This window comes from Bacillus sp. BC05(2025), from assembly GCF_056725905.1.
The window spans coordinates 17,053-33,950 of sequence record NZ_JBWYRA010000018.1 but is presented as its reverse complement, the minus strand read 5'-3'; the positions used below and the strand labels follow the sequence as shown (position 1 = coordinate 33,950).

At 37.6% G+C, this 16,898-nt stretch carries 28 protein-coding genes and 3 pseudogenes; 30 read left to right on the top strand and 1 reads right to left on the bottom strand.

All coding sequences use genetic code 11. The features are described 5' to 3' along the window. The 20 genes and pseudogenes from ACZ76X_RS28145 to ACZ76X_RS28050 all read left to right on the top strand — a co-directional run bounded on the left by ACZ76X_RS28145 (position 1) and on the right by ACZ76X_RS28050 (position 8,285). Positions 1-516, top strand: a complete 516-nt coding sequence (locus tag ACZ76X_RS28145; RefSeq protein ID WP_098682013.1) for a hypothetical protein — start codon at positions 1-3, stop codon at positions 514-516. 10 nt (positions 517-526) lie between these two features. After that, positions 527-673 carry a Fur-regulated basic protein FbpA gene (locus ACZ76X_RS28140; protein WP_098682014.1) on the top strand — a complete coding sequence of 49 codons (147 nt, stop codon included), beginning with the start codon at positions 527-529 and terminating at the stop codon, positions 671-673. Continuing rightward, positions 657-851, top strand: a complete 195-nt coding sequence (locus ACZ76X_RS28135; protein WP_479852385.1) for a hypothetical protein — start codon at positions 657-659, stop codon at positions 849-851. The genes ACZ76X_RS28140 and ACZ76X_RS28135 overlap by 17 nt, the downstream gene beginning before the upstream one ends. A gap of 66 nt (positions 852-917) precedes the next feature. Next, complete coding sequence (locus tag ACZ76X_RS28130; protein ID WP_479852384.1) at positions 918-1,166, top strand: glutaredoxin family protein; 249 nt, start codon at positions 918-920, stop codon at positions 1,164-1,166. 10 nt (positions 1,167-1,176) lie between these two features. After that, entirely contained in the window at positions 1,177-1,353 is a 177-nt protein-coding gene (locus tag ACZ76X_RS28125) for a hypothetical protein (protein ID WP_479852383.1), read from the top strand. A gap of 4 nt (positions 1,354-1,357) precedes the next feature. After that, positions 1,358-1,831: a dUTP diphosphatase gene (gene dut / locus ACZ76X_RS28120; protein WP_479852382.1), complete on the top strand. Its 474-nt coding sequence runs from the start codon at positions 1,358-1,360 to the stop codon at positions 1,829-1,831. A gap of 37 nt (positions 1,832-1,868) precedes the next feature. Continuing rightward, a complete protein-coding gene (locus ACZ76X_RS28115; RefSeq protein WP_479852381.1) occupies positions 1,869-2,072 on the top strand; it encodes a hypothetical protein in 204 nt (67 codons plus the stop codon). A gap of 37 nt (positions 2,073-2,109) precedes the next feature. Further along, positions 2,110-2,499: a zinc-finger-containing protein gene (locus ACZ76X_RS28110; protein ID WP_479852380.1), complete on the top strand. Its 390-nt coding sequence runs from the start codon at positions 2,110-2,112 to the stop codon at positions 2,497-2,499. Next, positions 2,496-3,420 (top strand): annotated as a pseudogene (locus ACZ76X_RS28105) (DNA cytosine methyltransferase). Before ACZ76X_RS28110 ends, ACZ76X_RS28105 begins: the two are co-directional and overlap by 4 nt. 38 nt (positions 3,421-3,458) lie before the next feature. After that, positions 3,459-3,587, top strand: a complete 129-nt coding sequence (locus ACZ76X_RS28100; protein WP_479852379.1) for a hypothetical protein — start codon at positions 3,459-3,461, stop codon at positions 3,585-3,587. 4 nt (positions 3,588-3,591) lie between these two features. Then, the gene (locus ACZ76X_RS28095) at positions 3,592-3,906 is read left to right on the top strand and encodes a hypothetical protein (protein WP_479852378.1); all 315 of its coding nucleotides are present in this window, start codon (positions 3,592-3,594) and stop codon (positions 3,904-3,906) included. Positions 3,907-4,001: 95 nt separating this feature from the next. Beyond that, complete coding sequence (locus tag ACZ76X_RS28090) at positions 4,002-4,271, top strand: hypothetical protein (RefSeq protein ID WP_479852377.1); 270 nt, start codon at positions 4,002-4,004, stop codon at positions 4,269-4,271. Positions 4,272-4,304: 33 nt separating this feature from the next. Continuing rightward, entirely contained in the window at positions 4,305-4,721 is a 417-nt protein-coding gene (locus tag ACZ76X_RS28085; protein ID WP_479852376.1) for a RusA family crossover junction endodeoxyribonuclease, read from the top strand. Positions 4,722-4,759: 38 nt separating this feature from the next. Next, positions 4,760-4,900: a hypothetical protein gene (locus ACZ76X_RS28080; RefSeq protein ID WP_171902521.1), complete on the top strand. Its 141-nt coding sequence runs from the start codon at positions 4,760-4,762 to the stop codon at positions 4,898-4,900. A gap of 138 nt (positions 4,901-5,038) precedes the next feature. Then, positions 5,039-5,410, top strand: coding sequence for an ArpU family phage packaging/lysis transcriptional regulator (locus tag ACZ76X_RS28075; protein WP_479852375.1), 372 nt, complete (start codon positions 5,039-5,041; stop codon positions 5,408-5,410). A 937-nt stretch (positions 5,411-6,347) separates the two neighbouring features. Then, positions 6,348-6,563 carry a hypothetical protein gene (locus ACZ76X_RS28070; protein ID WP_426991026.1) on the top strand — a complete coding sequence of 72 codons (216 nt, stop codon included), beginning with the start codon at positions 6,348-6,350 and terminating at the stop codon, positions 6,561-6,563. 239 nt (positions 6,564-6,802) lie between these two features. Then, positions 6,803-7,045: a hypothetical protein gene (locus tag ACZ76X_RS28065; RefSeq protein ID WP_479852374.1), complete on the top strand. Its 243-nt coding sequence runs from the start codon at positions 6,803-6,805 to the stop codon at positions 7,043-7,045. A 115-nt stretch (positions 7,046-7,160) separates the two neighbouring features. After that, positions 7,161-7,325, top strand: coding sequence for a hypothetical protein (locus ACZ76X_RS28060; RefSeq protein WP_479852373.1), 165 nt, complete (start codon positions 7,161-7,163; stop codon positions 7,323-7,325). Between the two features lie 131 nt (positions 7,326-7,456). After that, positions 7,457-7,630 (top strand): hypothetical protein, encoded by a 174-nt coding sequence (locus ACZ76X_RS28055; protein WP_479852372.1) that lies wholly within the window; start codon positions 7,457-7,459, stop codon positions 7,628-7,630. 406 nt (positions 7,631-8,036) lie between these two features. Beyond that, the gene (locus ACZ76X_RS28050; protein ID WP_479852371.1) at positions 8,037-8,285 is read left to right on the top strand and encodes a hypothetical protein; all 249 of its coding nucleotides are present in this window, start codon (positions 8,037-8,039) and stop codon (positions 8,283-8,285) included. A 47-nt stretch (positions 8,286-8,332) separates the two neighbouring features. Here ACZ76X_RS28050 and ACZ76X_RS28045 read toward each other — a convergent pair whose 3' ends face one another. Then, the gene (locus ACZ76X_RS28045) at positions 8,333-8,512 is read right to left on the bottom strand and encodes a DUF8096 family protein (RefSeq protein ID WP_479852370.1); all 180 of its coding nucleotides are present in this window, start codon (positions 8,510-8,512) and stop codon (positions 8,333-8,335) included. Positions 8,513-8,726: 214 nt separating this feature from the next. Here ACZ76X_RS28045 and ACZ76X_RS28040 point away from each other — a divergent pair, with 214 nt between their 5' ends. From ACZ76X_RS28040 to ACZ76X_RS27995, 10 genes and pseudogenes are all read left to right on the top strand, one after another. Continuing rightward, positions 8,727-8,942 (top strand): hypothetical protein, encoded by a 216-nt coding sequence (locus tag ACZ76X_RS28040; protein ID WP_479852369.1) that lies wholly within the window; start codon positions 8,727-8,729, stop codon positions 8,940-8,942. Positions 8,943-8,979: 37 nt separating this feature from the next. Then, a complete protein-coding gene (locus ACZ76X_RS28035; RefSeq protein ID WP_479852368.1) occupies positions 8,980-9,882 on the top strand; it encodes a terminase small subunit in 903 nt (300 codons plus the stop codon). Continuing rightward, complete coding sequence (locus ACZ76X_RS28030) at positions 9,863-11,140, top strand: PBSX family phage terminase large subunit (RefSeq protein ID WP_479852367.1); 1,278 nt, start codon at positions 9,863-9,865, stop codon at positions 11,138-11,140. Before ACZ76X_RS28035 ends, ACZ76X_RS28030 begins: the two co-directional genes overlap by 20 nt. A gap of 10 nt (positions 11,141-11,150) precedes the next feature. Further along, a complete protein-coding gene (locus ACZ76X_RS28025) occupies positions 11,151-12,662 on the top strand; it encodes a phage portal protein (protein ID WP_479852366.1) in 1,512 nt (503 codons plus the stop codon). 3 nt (positions 12,663-12,665) lie between these two features. Then, positions 12,666-13,388 (top strand): annotated as a pseudogene (locus ACZ76X_RS28020) (phage minor capsid protein); the annotation flags it as partial. 162 nt (positions 13,389-13,550) lie between these two features. After that, the gene (locus ACZ76X_RS28015; protein ID WP_479852365.1) at positions 13,551-14,477 is read left to right on the top strand and encodes a GIY-YIG nuclease family protein; all 927 of its coding nucleotides are present in this window, start codon (positions 13,551-13,553) and stop codon (positions 14,475-14,477) included. A 95-nt stretch (positions 14,478-14,572) separates the two neighbouring features. Beyond that, positions 14,573-14,977 (top strand): annotated as a pseudogene (locus ACZ76X_RS28010) (phage minor capsid protein); the annotation flags it as partial. A gap of 11 nt (positions 14,978-14,988) precedes the next feature. Continuing rightward, a complete protein-coding gene (locus ACZ76X_RS28005; protein WP_479852364.1) occupies positions 14,989-15,636 on the top strand; it encodes a hypothetical protein in 648 nt (215 codons plus the stop codon). A 73-nt stretch (positions 15,637-15,709) separates the two neighbouring features. Then, positions 15,710-16,606: a capsid protein gene (locus ACZ76X_RS28000; RefSeq protein ID WP_479852363.1), complete on the top strand. Its 897-nt coding sequence runs from the start codon at positions 15,710-15,712 to the stop codon at positions 16,604-16,606. Positions 16,607-16,656: 50 nt separating this feature from the next. Then, on the top strand, positions 16,657-16,896 hold the full coding sequence (locus ACZ76X_RS27995) for a hypothetical protein (protein WP_479852362.1): 240 nt from the start codon (positions 16,657-16,659) through the stop codon (positions 16,894-16,896). Positions 16,897-16,898: the final 2 nt, after the last annotated feature.

Sequence of the window (16,898 nt, the reverse complement as noted above, 5' to 3'; positions counted from 1 at the left end):
ATGAGTGATTTTTACCTCACTCCAGCAGATTTTGAAAAAGCAGAAGCAAATGGGATTAGCGAAGCGACTTTGAAACAAAGGGTATACGGGTATCGTTGGAAAAAAGAAAGAGCGATTACAGAACCGGTAAGAAAAACAAAAGAAACGGGTTGGAAAGAATATAAAGAAATTGCTACAAAACATGGAATTTCAGCGAGAACATACAGGAAGCGAAGAGAAAAAGGAATGACACCATTAGAAGCGGCAACTGCTCCATTAATGAGCAAAAGAGAAATGCAAAAACTTTCGCTTCAATTACGAAGAGAAAAAAGACCGTTTACAGAAGAAGAAATAAAAATAGCGGAATCTAATGGGATTAACTATCATGCGTTGTTAGGAAGAAAAAAACGTAAATGGGATAACGAAACGGCAATAACAACACCGTTACTTACATTAGAGGAAACACTTAAAAGAGCAAATGCTGATAATGACTTTTATAGAAAGGGAAAATCTCTAAATTTAAGAAGGCAAGCGTAACGGAGGGAATATGGACAGGAAACAAATCTTCATAGACGTCCTATTGCATAAGGGTATTTACAAAGAAGAAAAAACAGGACGTCAGCTTTATGAAATGAGTGAACAGGAACTATTCGAATTAATTAAAGGAGATGGAGTGAATGAGAGAAGCGATTGAAGAGTATATAGAACACTTACAACAATCAGCAGTGGAGAACAGAAAGAAAGCTGATATAGCTTATGATAACGAGGATTTAGGACTTTCTGGGTATTACAAAGGGCAATGGATCGCGAATGAAGGAACGGCAATTGCATTAACAACTATCTTATCTAAATACAAGGAGGAAGAACAATGAAATATACAGAGCATGGGACGTTTGAAATTACTAAACTATTAGCAGAAGCGAAGGAGACTGAAGAGAATGGCAAATAAGATCGTTATGTATACAGGTGATAATTGCGGTAAATGTAAGCGAGCGAAGGAAATGTTGAAAAATTGTCCAGTTGAGGTTGATATTGAAGAATTAAATGTTGATGAAGTTCCAATGCATAGACAAGTGTTGACTAAAGTTTATGAATCTAATACTTTACCAACTTTCATTATAGGTGGAAACGTGTATCGAGGTTTCGATGAGAACATTGGCAAGATCATGGAGCACTTAGGACTGTAGGAGGGATTGCATGAAGAAAGAAACGAGAATTCAACTCGAATCAGAATTAGAAAGTGTTAATTCAGATATAAGCAACATGAAACTACATTTAAATATGTTAGGGCTTGAGAGAAAGAAAACAGAAGGTAATTTAGAGGATTTGGTTTTACGTAAGGAACGGATTGAAAGTTCATTAAAAGGAGCGTAATGAAATGAATTTACGAGTGAAGATTAAGAGATTAAAAGATGTGGATTTACCAAAGTACGCTAAACCTGGCGATAGTGGCTTTGATCTTGTAGCAGCAGAGGACACGATTATCTGGCCGGGTGAAACGAAGGTTGTACCAACTGGATTGGCATTTGAGATTCCACCAGGATATGAATTGCAGGTGCGCCCGCGTAGCGGTATGACGCGTAATACAAAGTTAAGAGTTGTTCTTGGAACGGTGGATAGCGGATACCGTGGCGAGGTTGGGGTAATAGTCGATCATATTATGTCTAAGGATCTAGGAGTAAGATTTGATAAAGAAAAGCAAGAGTTTGTATCGGCAAGTGTTATCGAAAAAGGAACAAGGATTGCTCAAGGCGTCATAGCACCAGTAGTAACGGCTCATTTTGTTGAGGTGGACGAGCTATCGGATAGTGAGCGTGGAAAAGGTGGGTTCGGATCTACGGGCGTAAAGTAAGACAAAATTTGAATTTTGTGGAAAAGGAGGTGTAAGTATGTCTAGAACAAAAGCAGAGTTAGTCAACATGGCAGATGAAGCGGCTGAAAAATGGTTATGTTCCGAGGAAGGCGTTGGTGGCGGTTACGATATACAGCCTATGGATTTTATAAGGTTTGTAAATAAAGAGCTTGCACCACATATGACAAAAGAAGCTTTACAAAAATTAATCCGAGAGTACGAAGGTTGGCTCAACATTTAAACCAAAGCGTTATTTTAATAGGAAGATGGGGGAAGAAATGGAGATACCAAAGAAATGTCCGTTTTGCGGGAATGAAGTAGTATTTACATCTAATAAGGAACTATACGGAAAAGAATACGGTAATGGAAAGTGTTACTTATGTAGGAAGTGTAAGGCGAGTGTAGGTACTCATAATGGCACAACAAGACCTTTAGGAATAATGGCGAATAGGGAAATGAAAATACTTAAAAAAGCTTGTCATGATTTATTCGATGTCATTTGGAAAACCAAGATATTGAACAGAAATGAAGCATATAGAAGGTTAGCAATTTTATTAGGAATTAAACAGCAAGATTGTCACTTCGGACATTTCTCAACGGATATGTTACTAAAAGCAATGTCCATTTTATCACAACCAAATTGGTATAGAACGGAGATGGTGATATGAGTCTTACTTTTATAGATTTATTCGCCGGTGTGGGCATGATGAGAATTGGATTAGAACAAGCCGGACATACCTGTATTGGTTTCTGCGAATGGGATAAAGCGGCAAGGGAAACATACGAAGCAATGCACGATACAGAAGGGGAGTGGACGGAACATGATATCAGAAACGCAAAAGGAACTACTATTCCGAGGGCTGATATTTGGACAGCAGGGTTTCCTTGTACCGATATATCAAAAAACGGAAAACAAAAAGGACTTAATGGAGAACGATCAGGACTATTTACAGAAGTTATCCGGCTCATCAAAGAAGTACCTGAACATAAGAAACCTGCCTACCTGCTCTTTGAAAACGTTGATAACACATTATCAGTCAATAAAGGATGGGACTTTGCCCGTATTCTCGCTGAAATGGATGGAGTCGGGTATGATGCGGAATGGGATGTTATCACCTCAACAGAGGTTGGAATCCCTCAAAGAAGGAAAAGAATATTCATTGCAGGATATCTTAGAGGATCAGGTGTCAGACGAATATTTAGTTGATACAGAAAAGAACAGCTGCATTTTAGAAGTAACGAAAGAATATGTGAAAGTAAGACAAGCTACTAAGCAAGGATATGACATCGGTGTTGTTGGTGACGCTATCAATATATCGAATCCAAAATCTAAAACAAGAAGGGGCCGCGTAGGTCATGGTGTGGCCCAAACATTATTGAGGTCCAGGGAGCAAGTTACTTTACGTGATGGAAAGTTATATTGGCTCACGGAAAGAGAATCATGGAGATTACAGGGCATACCGGATGAGTACTTTGATCGAGCAAAAGAAGTGACATCATCGAATCAATTGTATGCACAGGCTGGCAACGGATTAACTGTTAATATAGCAAGGTTTATCGGCGAGAGAATGGGTTATGAGGAAGAGTAGTATAAAAATTTCATTTTGTAGAAAAGGGGAATATAGAAATGGATAAGGAAGAAAAGCTTAAAGAAATATTAGAAGAATTTATTAAAAATACAGGTCTACCAAGAAAACAAGCGATTGAATTTATAATTAGTCAATTAAAATATGAAACTAAATTCGGTGGGAGGTAAAGGAATGGATATGAAAGCATATCAAGTCAGTGATGGAGAGTATTCGCGAATATCCTTTGCTCAGACAGCTGGACAAGCTAGGCAGTGGGGAATGTGTGAATTTGATATAGACTTCATTGCGGTAGAAGTTAGAAGAGCAAAATGGGCTGATGGATATGGTAGCGAACATCAGATACCAAAGCAAGCTTATCTTGCTGATGGTTGGTGGTGGGAGTGTCAATGTGGAAATCCACAATATGAAGAAACTGCAATTGTTATTGGAGATATGGTGTATTGCGAGAATTGTAAGGAAAAAGCTGATATAAAAAAGAGCAGCTAGCAAAAGCTAACTGCTCCACTCATGGAATATGGATCGAAATGGGTTGTCTACAGTATTGACGGAATATTGAGTTTTATTCAGGGGGATAGAGGGAAATGGCAGTTCTTAATTGCAAAGATGTAAAAATTCGTAAAGAAAGACATTGTTGGGGATGTGCTAGAAAGTTCGAAAAGGGAGAAACGTTACAGGTTGTAAAAAGCGTAGATGATGATGGATTCAATTCTACTTACTGGTGCGAAACGTGCAACAAGTATTGGAATAAATATATGAACCAAGATGAAGAAATTGGATTCGGTGATTTGAGAAGTGAAGATCCTGAAGCGTGGGAAGAAATTAGAAAAGAAAGAGAAAACTCAACAAAATAATCCTTTTAATAGAAAGTGAGGTTACTAGAAGTAATGATTCAATTCACTATAATGACAGAACCTGTGGCCCAAGGTAGACCTAGGGCAAGCACGGTTCATGGGAAAGTTAGAATGTACGATCCAAAGAAGTCCAGGGACTTTAAACGATATGTTAGTGCAATTGCAGCAAAGTTTGCTCCTGCAAGTTTGCTAGAAGGACCGCTACAACTTGAGGTGAAGGTGTACAAGCCTTCTCTCAAATCCTTCTCCAAAAAGAAAGCATTAGCAGCAGAAGAAGGGTTGCTGAGACCTACAACAAAACCTGACGTTGATAATTATGTAAAAGGAGTGAAGGATGCACTTAACAAAGTGATATGGCATGATGACAGCCAGGTAGTGGATCTAAAGGTGAGTAAATGGTATTCAGAGAAACCGCGTGTTGAAGTGTTTATAAAAGAAATTAAGGGGTGAGCGTTATAAAAAGATACGAAGGTACAAGAGAGTATATGTTGTTCCGAAAAGAATCAGGGTTTGGAGATAATCAGTGCGTTACGGTATTCGATGTATTTACGTATCAGGAGTTAATGGACCATTTAAATGACGGGTGGAGGTTTAGTAGCGGAATAACAGTTGGGCAAAAGACAGCTTAATGGATAGCGGAACCATGACTAACAGTGTGGTGGGGGCTGTATTGTAGTCATCGTTCCCTTATTCAACAAAGAGATAGTAAAATTTCACGTACCTGATGTGAATGTAAAAAGACAAATTCGAAATAGGGGGATTCCTTCATGGAGAGACAATTAACATTATTACCGGATATCGATGATAAGAAAGTACAAAAGGAAGTAGTAAGTGTATTAAAGGAATACAGAGCACTTAAGATGCGGTTTAGTAATGAAGTGGAGCAAGAAGGGATCAGTTTATTCCCTGAATTACGTGATTCAAGGGTAACGAGTAGGATGAAGGTACAACAAATTGAAAAGGCATTACATAACATCCTGGATGAAGATGAAAGAAATATCATTACTATGAAGTTCTTAGATAACAAGCCAGTTAAAGATTCATTCGTACAAAATGAATTGATGATGAAGAACTCATACTTTTACGAGAAGAAGAAGAGTGCAATTAAACTGATCGCTACTACATTAGGAATCATTTGAAAATGGCAGAGAAAACGCAGAGAAATAGCATATTTTTTGGGGAGTTTTTGCAAATGAAAATAACGGTAAATTATAGGTACAAGCCCTTTGACAACCGCATATCGAAGAGGATTAGTACACCTATAAGTGAAACGTTCTTATGCGAGAATGTCACGGTAACGTATACCGCATAGTAGGGCGGGCAAGGCGGTACGAACCCGCAAAAGACGAAAAGACCAATGAATGTATTACAATGACATATTCCAGTGTGGCGGGTGTGAGATAACTCGCATTCGTCATACTGTTTCTAATTTGTATCAATTCATCAATACAGAATCCACCTTCTGTATTGAATATTGATATAAAATTCAATATTCCTGTTATGTTGATTTCTAAGAATGGGGATGGTTTTCATGATTGAATGAATGCCGTTCTAAAAATCTAAAACAGTATACGTGATCTCGTACATTAGTAATTACTCACGATTCTTATTAATGACCAAAACGAGGGCAAAGAGTTCCGCTCTTTGTTTGAGCCAATACAGCGGAAACATTACCCTTCCGTCCCTCTAGTATATTGGTTCAAACAAGGCGTCGGAAGAAACACATACGTCTTGATATAAATCCTTTATAATTCGATATTGGCTTGCAAAGGCGAAAGCTGAAGTATTGGCCAACTCTACGGAGTATAAACGAGAAGAGGACTATAAAGTTGAGAAGATGAATTCTCGCTCTTCTCCCAGTCACTGAACACAGGGCGTGTAGCCATACTAGTTGATGCGGTGGCTTGGAGAAGGTTGAGAGTAATCTTAATCTTTGATTCACACAAACATATCCCCTTATGTTTCGAACGTGAATTATTTCTCCCATCCCCTTTAATATTTTTATAAGCCGTAAAAGTGCCGTTACTATTGTAGCGGTTTCTTTTTGTTATAATAGGATAAAGGTGGTGGAAGAATATGAGTTTAACCAAAAGATATTTAGAAGGTTTTGATTCTGATAAAGAACATGAACCTCGTAAAATATGCACAAAGTGTAAAGGCGGTATGGTTAAAGGTGATCAGAAGAATGATTTTTTCTATATGAAAAATGGTTCTATTGTTCAACATGCTGCTTATGATCATATGTGTTTAGAATGCGGATACATAGAAAGATACGCTGAAATTAATAATTAAAAGCATCCATAACGGGTGCTTTTTTCTTTGTTATATAGAAATTACACATTAAACATTTATGCGGTGGCGGAATAGGTAGACGAACACATGTAACAGTGTGGAGTGCGGTGTCATCACTCTGACAATGAACTTTGTTAACAGGTTTAATAAACTGACACTATAATCATTGTCATGTAAGGTGCAAATCCTTATCCGCATATAAATTTGAATAAAATGGACATTTGGTTAGGAGGATAATGATGAGTGAGCAAAAGAATGGATTGTCATTAAAGGTAGATGTTGATACAAAAGAAGCGAATGAAAATATTAAAGAATTAACTGCTGCAGCTAATGAGTGTGTAGAAGCGTTTGAAAAATTAGAGAAGATTATGGAGAGGTTTGGGAATAAACCTGTTCAGACATTTAACTTCAGTCCAGTAATTAAAACCACTACAGATGTAAATGAAATTACCAAAGCGATATGTAGAGGAACACGAATATAAATGATTAAACCAATAGCAATTATAGCAGGCGCTGCCGTGATCTGGGTGGCGTCTTGTTTGTTGTTAAGGAAAGATAAGCGCAAACGTGTTGCATTTAGGGAGAAGGAGTGAGGAATTGCATTGGTTAGATTTCTTGATTGGTTGTTGTGTGGGTTCTTTGCTCGGAATTGTATTCTGCTCTTGGTTAGAAAAGAGAAATGAACGGGAAAGGAATCGTGAAATTGAATTATCATTGCGAAAAGAAATGGAACAATTGAAAGAGATGAAAGAAAAGGGATGAGGTAATGTTGATATATGTAGAGTTTATATTGTGCCCAATCTTTGAAGAGGTCGTTTCATCGATTAAATCGCAGGTATTGAACCGTAAGCCGATGCTTATTAGAGCTAGGACTACTTGTTAGGGGTGAAGGGATGAATGGATTTGTAATTATTACAGTGACAACATTAATTTGTATTACTTTTTTATGTTCGCTTTCTATTTGGGCCGGTGTAAAGTCTATTAACAAAACAAACGAACACTACGAACAAAAAAAGAAAAGCAAGAATCAAATGATTCCTGCTAGGTGGAGCGCGGCGATTAATTGACTGATAGCTGTGATTAATTTGCCAGTAGATGCTATGAATTCAGGCGAAACAGTAATGCTTAGTTTATCTTTGATTTCTATTTTCATAGTAACCTCTCCTTTAAAATGGTCTCATATATAAAGTAGCTATCCCGTGACCTGATTGAACAAAAATACAGATAGTTAACAAGGTGAAGTTTATGCAGGAAATAACGGTGATTAGGTGCTGAAAATGGCGTAAAATCAACGTTGTATAAAACTTGTATAAAGGGTAAAAACAAGAATCGCTCAACCACGGTCATTTCCCGATTTCATGACTTCCGATAGGAATAATTATGTAAACTAATTATGAATATTATTTCATTTCCCATGCATACAACGAATTTCGTTATGGATTTTTAAAAATAAGATTCTTTTGAGGTGATTTCGTGCTGATCTATACAGTTATGATATGGGACCATGCTGATACGGATATTATGTTAGCTACATCAGACAGAGAAGAAGCGTTAAAAGAATTTGAATCATGTGTAGCATTCTCTTTGCAAGTTTGGGAGAAGGGTGAAGTACTAATTGAGATGATAAATAGTGAAGGTGAATACTTTGCTGATGGTGGATTAGAAAGATATCCCGAAAAAGGGCAACAGTTATTTAATGAAATAGTTGAGCAATTGCAGTAGCGAATATGCTGCTTTTTTATTTTATAAAGAAAAAAGCCCTACATGGGCTAGATACTTTTCTTCATGCCGCATTTACGGCATTCTCTTAAATAGATGAAATCTTTAACGGAACTTTTGAATGCGGTATTTCCACAATTATCACAGCGACCGCTGATTTTGTCGGGATGCTCAGCATATGTGTATACCTTGCTTAGATCGTATTTTTGTTCATGTTCTTTATTTTCCATTAGTCTCACCTACATATCAATCTGAATTAATACAGCTTTACCATAATAACATGAAGTGTTCATATAATGGATGTTTTTATTTGACAAAGAGAACCTGCAAATCTGCAGATTCTCCTGATAATGATTTATGGAGCAAGACCCGAAAATATAATACATCGTGTTTTAGAGAATTTCAATACTAAATTAGGGATTATCATAGAGAGGAGTTAAACAAATGAAGCTAAATAAACAAGAACAAACAGTGGTTGTCGGTCACTTAATTAACAATGTTATTGGATTGGAAATAGTGAAACAATACATTGATCCACAGAAATTAGAAAAGGCTGTGGATTTACATAATGAGCTAAATGATGATATGACGCCAAAACAATGTAGAGAGGCTCTTATCAGTGTGTTGGATAAAACAATTAATGAGTTTTTAAAAGAATAAATAAAATACTAAAAGAGATTATCGTGAGGTGGTGGTCGTGGCACGACAACGTAGCCCAGACAGAGATAAAGCATTTGAAATATACAAAGCAAGTAAAGGTGAGAAGCCATTAATTGATATTGCAGCTGAGTTAAACCTCAAGCCTTCACAAATCAGAAAGTGGAAATCACAAGATAAATGGGATGAGCAAATGAATGGTAACGTTACTATTGCGAAAAGGAGCGTTACTAATGTTAAAAATCCTAAAACGAAAGAAAAACTAAAAGAGATTTTAGAGGATGAAGAGCTGACCGAAAAGGAACGGCTCTTTTGTTTGTATTACGTGAAATACTTCAATGGTACACAAGCTGCATTGAAGGCAGGTTACTCCAAAGATGGTGCTCACGTACAGGCTAGTCGATTGTTAAGGCGTGACCGAGTTTCTTCCTATATAAAAGAGCTTAAAGGTGAGCTAGTTGAGAATGTGTTCGTTGAAGCAATGGATGTGCTGAAAGAGTACATTAAGATTGCTTTTGCTGATATTACTAACTACGTGACTTTTGGGCAAAGGGAAGTTGAGTTTCAAGATGATGAAGGGAATCAATTCACTAGAATGATGAACTTTGTTGATTTACAAGAGGCGGATTTGGTAGATGGTTCTATTATTACTGAAGTTAAACAAGGAAAAGATGGCGTGTCAGTTAAGCTTGCCGATAAGATGAAAGCTCTGGATAAACTATCTCAGTACTTCGATTTAGTTCCTGACAACTTCAAGAAGCAAATTGAGGAAGAGCGCCACAAGATGAACCAAGAAATGCAAAAGGTACAGATCGAGAAAGTTAAAGCTGATACTGAATTTGCTAAAATTCGTGCTGCTAAACTTAAAGGTCAAACGAAAGATACTTCATTGTTAGATGCATTAATAGAGGGGCGTAAACAATATGAACAAAACAGCGATTAAGTTTTCCCCTAAACAATTGGAAGTTATCTATAGACCATACAATTACACATTCGATGTATTAGAAGGAACACCCAGATCAGGTAAAACAACAGCAGGGCATTTTCGCTATGCTGATTATTTGTCGTGGACCAGAGATACAAATCATTTAATTGTCGCTTATAACCAGGAGCAAGCACAGCGTTTATTTATAGACGGTGACGGCACTGGATTACAACACATATTCGGTAATCTAGCAGAGATTAAGCACAACGAATTAGGTTCGCACCTTGAAATACACACGCCAAAAGGAGTGAAACGCGTCTATTACAAGGGCGGCGGTAAAAGTAACAGTGTTGGCGCAATTACAGGTATGTCACTTGGAAGTGTAGTCTTCTGTGAAATCAACTTATTAAACATGGGTATGATACAAGAATGTTTCCGTCGTACCTTTGCAGCGCAGGACCGTTATCATTTAGCAGATTTAAACCCTCCTGCTCCTAATCATCCCGTTATATCGGAAGTATTTGATGTGCAGAATACACGTTGGACGCACTGGACTCCTAATGATAATCCTATATTGTCTGAACAACGTAAGCAGGAAATACATGAGGTTCTCTCTAAGAATCCGTATCTATTGGAACGAGATTGGTACGGTAAACGTGTAATGCCACAAGGTGTTATTTACTCTATGTTTAACATGGAGAAAAACATCCAACATGTTGTTTTAGGTGATCGATACGAAATGTTCTTTACTGCTGACGGTGGGCAAAGTGATGCTACAAGTTGCAGCTGCTACATTGTATCGAGATTCCAAAATAAATTTAGGTTGTTCCGTGTAGCTAACTACTATCACAGTGGAGCTGAGACAGGGCAAGTTAAAGCAATGTCTGTATACGCAAAAGAAATTAAAGTGTTTATGGAATGGTGTGTGAAACGCTTTGAAATGCGTTATACGGAGGTATTTGTGGATCCGGCTTGTAAGTCATTGAGAGAAGAGTTTCATTTATTAGGGATCAATACAACCGGAGCGGATAATAATGCTCATGATGTTAGTGGTTCTGCTAAAGGATTGGAAGTAGGGATTGAAAGGCTTCAAAACTTGATTACGAATGAGCAGTTCTACCTTGTAGAGTGTGACGAGTACGATCATTACCATTTCTTAAAAGAGATAGGCATGTACGTACGCCAAGACAATGGAACGCCAATCGATAATTACAACCATACATTAGATGAAACACGCTACGCAGGGAACTACTTCTATAACAACTATGTAAAGTAGGTGATAAATAGTGTTTACATGGTTAATCAATAAAGGAAAGGAGCTGCTGTACAAAATGGGCTTAATTTCCGGTATTAAGAAAGTTACCGATAATCGGAAGGTTGTCATAGATGAGGAATCGTACAAGCAGATAGACGTTTGGAAGGCTATCTATAGCGGTCATTTCGCTGAATGGCATAACTTGAAATACCAAACGATTGAAGGGCAGAAGCAGCGTAAAATGGCATCGCTCAATATGGCGAAAGTCATTACGCAAGAGATGTCTTCTCTTATCTTCAATGAGAAATGCTCTATTAATATCTCTGATGAACAGTTATTTAAAGAGATTAAGAATGTTTTAGATGATAATAACTTCAATAGAGAGTTCCAAAGATACTTGGAATACATGTTAGCTCTTGGCGGAATGGTAATCAAGGTGTACCACGATGGCGAGATAAAATTATCATTTGTTACTGCTGATTGTTTCGTGCCTGTATCATGGGATAACAATAAGGTAACAGAAGGTGTGTTTATTAATGAGTCTACAAAGGCAGGTAAATATTACACGCTTTTAGAATGGCATTTACTCGAACATGGCGAAGAAGGGCAGAAGCAGCACGTAATCAAAAATGAACTGTATGTAAGCCGTAATAAAGGTGAATTAGGCGTTAAAACTGGGTTGAAAGAACTGTATGAGAACTTAGAAGAAGAGGTTAGGATAGATAACTTATCTCGCCCTACGTTCGTCTACTTCAGACCAAATACAGCTAATAACCTGGATTTATATTCTCCGTTGGGCATCTCGATATATGGTAATTCTTTAGATGTATTGAGATCTCTTGATATTGCATTCGATAGTTTCCAAAGAGAATTCGTGTTAGGCAAGAAGCGTATTATTGTACCTGCTTCTGCTATCAAACATGTTGTCGATCCAATCACAGGTGCTCAACATCGTTACTTTGATTCCAGTGACGAAGTATATGAGGCTATGAAACTAGAAGACACTCAGCAAATCCAGGACATTTCAGTCGAGTTGAGAGTGGAAGAGCATACCGCTGCTATTAATGCCCTATTAAATTACTTGGCAATGCAAACTGGATTCTCTGCCGGAGCATTTAGTTTCGATGGTCAAGGGGTCAAAACAGCAACAGAGGTTGTTAGCGAGAATTCTAAGACATTCAAAACGAAACAATCTCACGAAACGATATTAGAAGATTGTATTAGGGACTTAGTAGACGTTATTGTTGATATCGCCGCTTTATATGGAACATTCAGCACTAATGAAGATTACGAAGTAACTGTAACGTTTGATGATTCTATCGCAGAAGATCAGACAGCTGAAATTAACAAACAGATTCTACTCGTAACTAATCAATTAACAAGCCGAGTGAAAGCTCTTATGAAGGTTCACGGCATTTCTGAAGAAGAGGCACAGCAACTTCTAAAACAGATAACAGAAGAAAACCGAATGGCTATGCCTGAGAACGTAGACTTCTTTAATTTAGAAGGGAATCCGCAACAGCAAAATAACGGAGGTGATTAATAAATGGCTTTACCTCCAGAAAAATCACAGCAGCTTTCTTTATTCGTAGTTGATATTTACAATGCAATAGAAGAAGAGCTGCTTTTAAATATGGCTAGATTGCTAAAAAGAGACATGGACTTATTGTTAACAGCTGAAAATGGCGACCAATATCAACACTGGCGCATGGTGCAACTGAATAAGTTAGGTACCTTAGATAAACAACAATTAGAGACTCTTGCGAAGCATAGCGGTAAAACAGTAAAGGAAGTAAGAGCAATGCTCAAAGCTGCTGGTTCTGCTGCTATTGCTGATCATGAAGATATCTACAATCAAGCTGTGAAGTTAGGTTTATTAGAAGTAGCGCCACCAATTACCACTAACGCTGCTTTAATCGGTATTCTGAATGCATACGTAAATCAAGCGCTCAGTACCTTAAACCTCGTCAATACGACGATGTTAAGTTTTGCTCAACAAATTTACAGAGATGCACTGAATCAAGTTGTTGGAAAGTTAATCACCGGTACCATAACGCAGCAGCAAGCAGTACGACAAGTTGTTACAAAATGGTCTGATAAAGGTATTCCTGCTTTCATTGATAAATCGGGACGCAAATGGAGTACAGAGGCTTATGTAAATATGGTATGCCGTTCAACTAGCAATAACGTAGCTAATGAAATGCAGGACGAAAGAATGAAGGATTACGGTGTTGATTTGGTTGAAACAAGTAGCCATATGGGAGCGCGTTAACATACGGGCGCGCTATAAATCGTGTGAACCAATTGATTATTGGGTGTGGTAATTAATATTACTGCTAACGGGGGACACCTCCCCAAAAAAGGTCAATCCCGTGCTAAGTGTGTTACCTTACAAGGTAAAATGTTATAATATTCCTATAGAGGTGATATTATGACGGAAACTATAGGTATTTATAAAATAACAAATAAGTTAAACGGAAAATGTTATATCGGTCAAAGTATTAATATCCCAAAACGTTGGGAAAATCACAGATGTATGAACGGAAATCATTCTTACCCTCTCTACTTAGCTTTTAAAAAATACGGAATAGATAACTTTTCTTTTGAGGTTTTAGAATATTGCTCTAAGGAAGAATTAGAGCATAAAGAGTACTTCTACATTTTGCTATATGACAGTACGAATCACGGTTACAATCAAACTCTAAACACAAGGAATCCTTTGTTAGATGATGAAATTATGAAAAAGGCAATCGAAAATATGACAATCAATCATAGGACAGAGGAACATAGAGAAAAACAGCGTCATATAACAAAAGAATTGTGGAAAAATAAAGATTACAAAGAAAAGTTAATGAAAATTTTCCAATCAGAAGAGTTCAAAGATAAAATATCTTCAGCCTCAAAGAAACTTTGGGAAGAAAAAAGAGAAGAACTTTTGGAGTCGTTAAGAAAATCTTGGGATGAACCGGATTTTCGAAAGAAACGTAGTGAAAATCAAAAGAAAAGGTTTCTAAACGAAGAATACAAGGAACAGAATAAAAAGGATTTAAAAAAAGCTAATGCTATTTACGTAGAAATGATGAAAAGTAATGAAAAATTCCGTGATGAGTGTGTAGAGAAGATGAGGAAGTCTAGTAAGCCAAGAATGAAATCTATCACTATGTTAGACAAACATACATTAAAGACGATAATGACATTTGAAAGTTTAGCAGACGCAGCTAGATGGATTAAAGGGAACACAAAATATATAAAAGCAGATTATGCAACCATCAGAAAAGCTGGAAAAAGCGAAACAAGAACTGCCTATGGTTACAGATGGAAGGTACATGAAAGTGTAGAGACTAGCCGAAAGGCGTAGGGCGGATTTAATCACCGTTCGAAGCGCACGACACTTTATTATTTAAAGTGATGATATAGTCCAGACTTATAAGATGGAAAATTATAAGAGAATCGCCGAAATGCGCACCTTATCAAGGGCGCATTTTTTCAATGAGTGGTAAAAGTAAAAAGTATCCTGCATGGTCCACAACCTCTTATGGAGACCCTGCCGGAATACTTGGCGTTAACTGTCGGCACATTAAATACCCGTATATTGAGGGGATGTCAACGAAAAGGAATGAACCTCAAGATTACGCTGAGAATGATCGCGTATATAAAGAAAGTCAGAGGCAGCGTTACCTTGAAAGGGATATCAAAAAGGCTAAACGTGAAGTCATGCTATTAGAAGAGCTTGGTGATAAAGAGGGCGTGAAGTTAGCGAAGCAAAAAGTAGCGCAGCGTCAAGCTAACATGAGGGACTTTATTAAAGCTACAGGTCGAACAAGACGTCCTGAAAGAGAGAAAATATATACAGTATAGGAGTGTTTTATATGAAAAATAAATATCGTTTACGTTTAACAAACATGCAGTATTTTAATGATTTAACACCACCTGCACCGGAAGGAGGTGAACCAAGTGTAACACCGCCAGTAAATCCAATTTCTCCACCTATTGAACCGCCAGTAGTTGAACCTCCTGCTCCTGCGACATTTACACAAGAACAGTTAGAGGCAGCAAAAGAAGAACAACAATCGGCGCTCTTAAAACAGTTAGGTGTAGAAAATGTTGAACAATTAACACAAACACTAACTGATTGGAAAGCACACCAAGAAACACTTAAAACTGATCAGGAGAAGCAGCAAGAGCAGCTTACTAACTATCAGAACCAAGTGAAAGAGCAAGAAGGCGCGTTGTTCAATCTTCAAGCTGAAAACGCAGCAATTAAAGCAGGCATTACAGAAGAGAAGAATTTAGACGCTGTTATCGCGCTTGCGAAGACGAAAGTAACCGGTGATGTAGATATCACGCAAGCTATTGCACAAGTTGTAGCTGATTTCCCGCACTTTAAAGATGTAGTGGAGCAGCCACCAATAGATTCAGGAAAGCCGAAACCTACATTTTCACAAGGTAATCACCAACAAACAACAATGTCAGAATCCGATAAATGGTTCGCGGCGTTTGGAGTCAAAAAGCAATAGTTTTTAATGAGTCATCTTTTATAGATGGCTTTTTGTTTTGCCAAAATACTAAAAATAAGGAGATGTTTTATACATGGCTACATTAAATTATGCAACACAATATCAAGAAGTATTAGTTCAAAAGTTTTCTCAAGGCTTATCTTTTGGTGCTTTATACAACACACCAAATAACTCTATTGTGAAATGGACTGGACCAAAAACGCTTCAAATCCCACGTATCAAAGTCGGCGGATACACTGATGTTAACCGTGATGTTGTTGGTAACACTACTCGTCGTGTTGATAATTCTTTCGAACCAAAAACTTTAGGGCATGACCGCGAATTCCGTACATTAGTAGATCCAGTTGATGTTGATGAAACAAACATGGCTCTAACAATCGCTAACATTACTCGTGTATTCAACGACGAAGAAGCTGTTCCAGAGCATGACAAATACATGGCTTCTAAATTATATGCTGAATTTACTGGAGCAGGTAAAACAGCTGACACAACTGTGCTTACTCCTGAAACTTTCTTGGAAGTATTCGATAAAATGATGTTAGAGCAGGATGAAGCAGAAGTGCCGCAAGATGGGCGTATTCTTTACATCACACCTGCTGTTAAAAAAATCGCAAAGGCAGCTAAAGATTTACAACGTCAATTTGATATTGGTGGAACTGCTGAGAAAGCTGTTAACCGTGGCGTGTACTCTCTAGATGATGTGACAATCGTTACTGTACCATCTACACGCATGAAAACGGCTTACAACTTCACGAACGGCGCTGTACCTGATGCAACTGCAAAACAAATCAACATGATCTTAATTCACCCACTAGCTATGGTTGCTCCACAGCAATATGAATTCGTTAGCTTAGACCAACCAAGCGCAACAACTGGTGGCAAATACCTTTACTACGAGCGCAAATACTGGGATGTATTCATCTTAGGAGCTAAAGTAGACGGCGTTAAATTCAACATTACTGCTGAGTAAGAGAGGCTTTTATAGCTTCTCTTTTTCTTATTATGAAAGGAATGGTGTAAATGAGTAACACGGTAAAAGTAAAACGTTTAAACAAAGTATTAAACATTGATAAAGACTTCTTACCTAGCTATCTGAATGACGGCTTCGATCAAATTAACGATGAGGGCAAAATCATTAAACGTGCTACTGGCGGTCGTAACATTTCGGTACAGGAGTATAACCAAGCCCTTGATAAAATCGAGGAGTTAGAGGCTAAATTAGCTGAATCAAAGGCGCTTAAAACAACTGCTAAGAAGTAGGT

What these genes read in the sequence shown, in the direction of transcription:
- ACZ76X_RS28135 (WP_479852385.1), top strand. Translation starts at nt 657, where the DNA reads ATGAGAGAAGCGATTGAAGAGTATATAGAACACTTACAACAATCAGCA.
- ACZ76X_RS28125 (WP_479852383.1), top strand. Translation starts at nt 1,177, where the DNA reads ATGAAGAAAGAAACGAGAATTCAACTCGAATCAGAATTAGAAAGTGTT.
- ACZ76X_RS28005 (WP_479852364.1), top strand. Translation starts at nt 14,989, where the DNA reads ATGAAAAATAAATATCGTTTACGTTTAACAAACATGCAGTATTTTAAT.
- ACZ76X_RS28145 (WP_098682013.1), top strand. Translation starts at nt 1, where the DNA reads ATGAGTGATTTTTACCTCACTCCAGCAGATTTTGAAAAAGCAGAAGCA.
- ACZ76X_RS27995 (WP_479852362.1), top strand. Translation starts at nt 16,657, where the DNA reads ATGAGTAACACGGTAAAAGTAAAACGTTTAAACAAAGTATTAAACATT.
- ACZ76X_RS28030 (WP_479852367.1), top strand. Translation starts at nt 9,863, where the DNA reads ATGAACAAAACAGCGATTAAGTTTTCCCCTAAACAATTGGAAGTTATC.
- ACZ76X_RS28100 (WP_479852379.1), top strand. Translation starts at nt 3,459, where the DNA reads ATGGATAAGGAAGAAAAGCTTAAAGAAATATTAGAAGAATTTATTAAA.
- ACZ76X_RS28090 (WP_479852377.1), top strand. Translation starts at nt 4,002, where the DNA reads ATGGCAGTTCTTAATTGCAAAGATGTAAAAATTCGTAAAGAAAGACAT.
- ACZ76X_RS28045 (WP_479852370.1), bottom strand. Translation starts at nt 8,512, where the DNA reads ATGGAAAATAAAGAACATGAACAAAAATACGATCTAAGCAAGGTATAC.
- ACZ76X_RS28115 (WP_479852381.1), top strand. Translation starts at nt 1,869, where the DNA reads ATGTCTAGAACAAAAGCAGAGTTAGTCAACATGGCAGATGAAGCGGCT.
- ACZ76X_RS28065 (WP_479852374.1), top strand. Translation starts at nt 6,803, where the DNA reads ATGAGTGAGCAAAAGAATGGATTGTCATTAAAGGTAGATGTTGATACA.
- ACZ76X_RS28130 (WP_479852384.1), top strand. Translation starts at nt 918, where the DNA reads ATGGCAAATAAGATCGTTATGTATACAGGTGATAATTGCGGTAAATGT.
- ACZ76X_RS28070 (WP_426991026.1), top strand. Translation starts at nt 6,348, where the DNA reads ATGAGTTTAACCAAAAGATATTTAGAAGGTTTTGATTCTGATAAAGAA.
- ACZ76X_RS28015 (WP_479852365.1), top strand. Translation starts at nt 13,551, where the DNA reads ATGACGGAAACTATAGGTATTTATAAAATAACAAATAAGTTAAACGGA.
- ACZ76X_RS28095 (WP_479852378.1), top strand. Translation starts at nt 3,592, where the DNA reads ATGGATATGAAAGCATATCAAGTCAGTGATGGAGAGTATTCGCGAATA.
- ACZ76X_RS28055 (WP_479852372.1), top strand. Translation starts at nt 7,457, where the DNA reads ATGAATGGATTTGTAATTATTACAGTGACAACATTAATTTGTATTACT.
- ACZ76X_RS28140 (WP_098682014.1), top strand. Translation starts at nt 527, where the DNA reads ATGGACAGGAAACAAATCTTCATAGACGTCCTATTGCATAAGGGTATT.
- ACZ76X_RS28040 (WP_479852369.1), top strand. Translation starts at nt 8,727, where the DNA reads ATGAAGCTAAATAAACAAGAACAAACAGTGGTTGTCGGTCACTTAATT.
- ACZ76X_RS28000 (WP_479852363.1), top strand. Translation starts at nt 15,710, where the DNA reads ATGGCTACATTAAATTATGCAACACAATATCAAGAAGTATTAGTTCAA.
- ACZ76X_RS28085 (WP_479852376.1), top strand. Translation starts at nt 4,305, where the DNA reads ATGATTCAATTCACTATAATGACAGAACCTGTGGCCCAAGGTAGACCT.
- ACZ76X_RS28110 (WP_479852380.1), top strand. Translation starts at nt 2,110, where the DNA reads ATGGAGATACCAAAGAAATGTCCGTTTTGCGGGAATGAAGTAGTATTT.
- dut (WP_479852382.1), top strand. Translation starts at nt 1,358, where the DNA reads ATGAATTTACGAGTGAAGATTAAGAGATTAAAAGATGTGGATTTACCA.
- ACZ76X_RS28075 (WP_479852375.1), top strand. Translation starts at nt 5,039, where the DNA reads ATGGAGAGACAATTAACATTATTACCGGATATCGATGATAAGAAAGTA.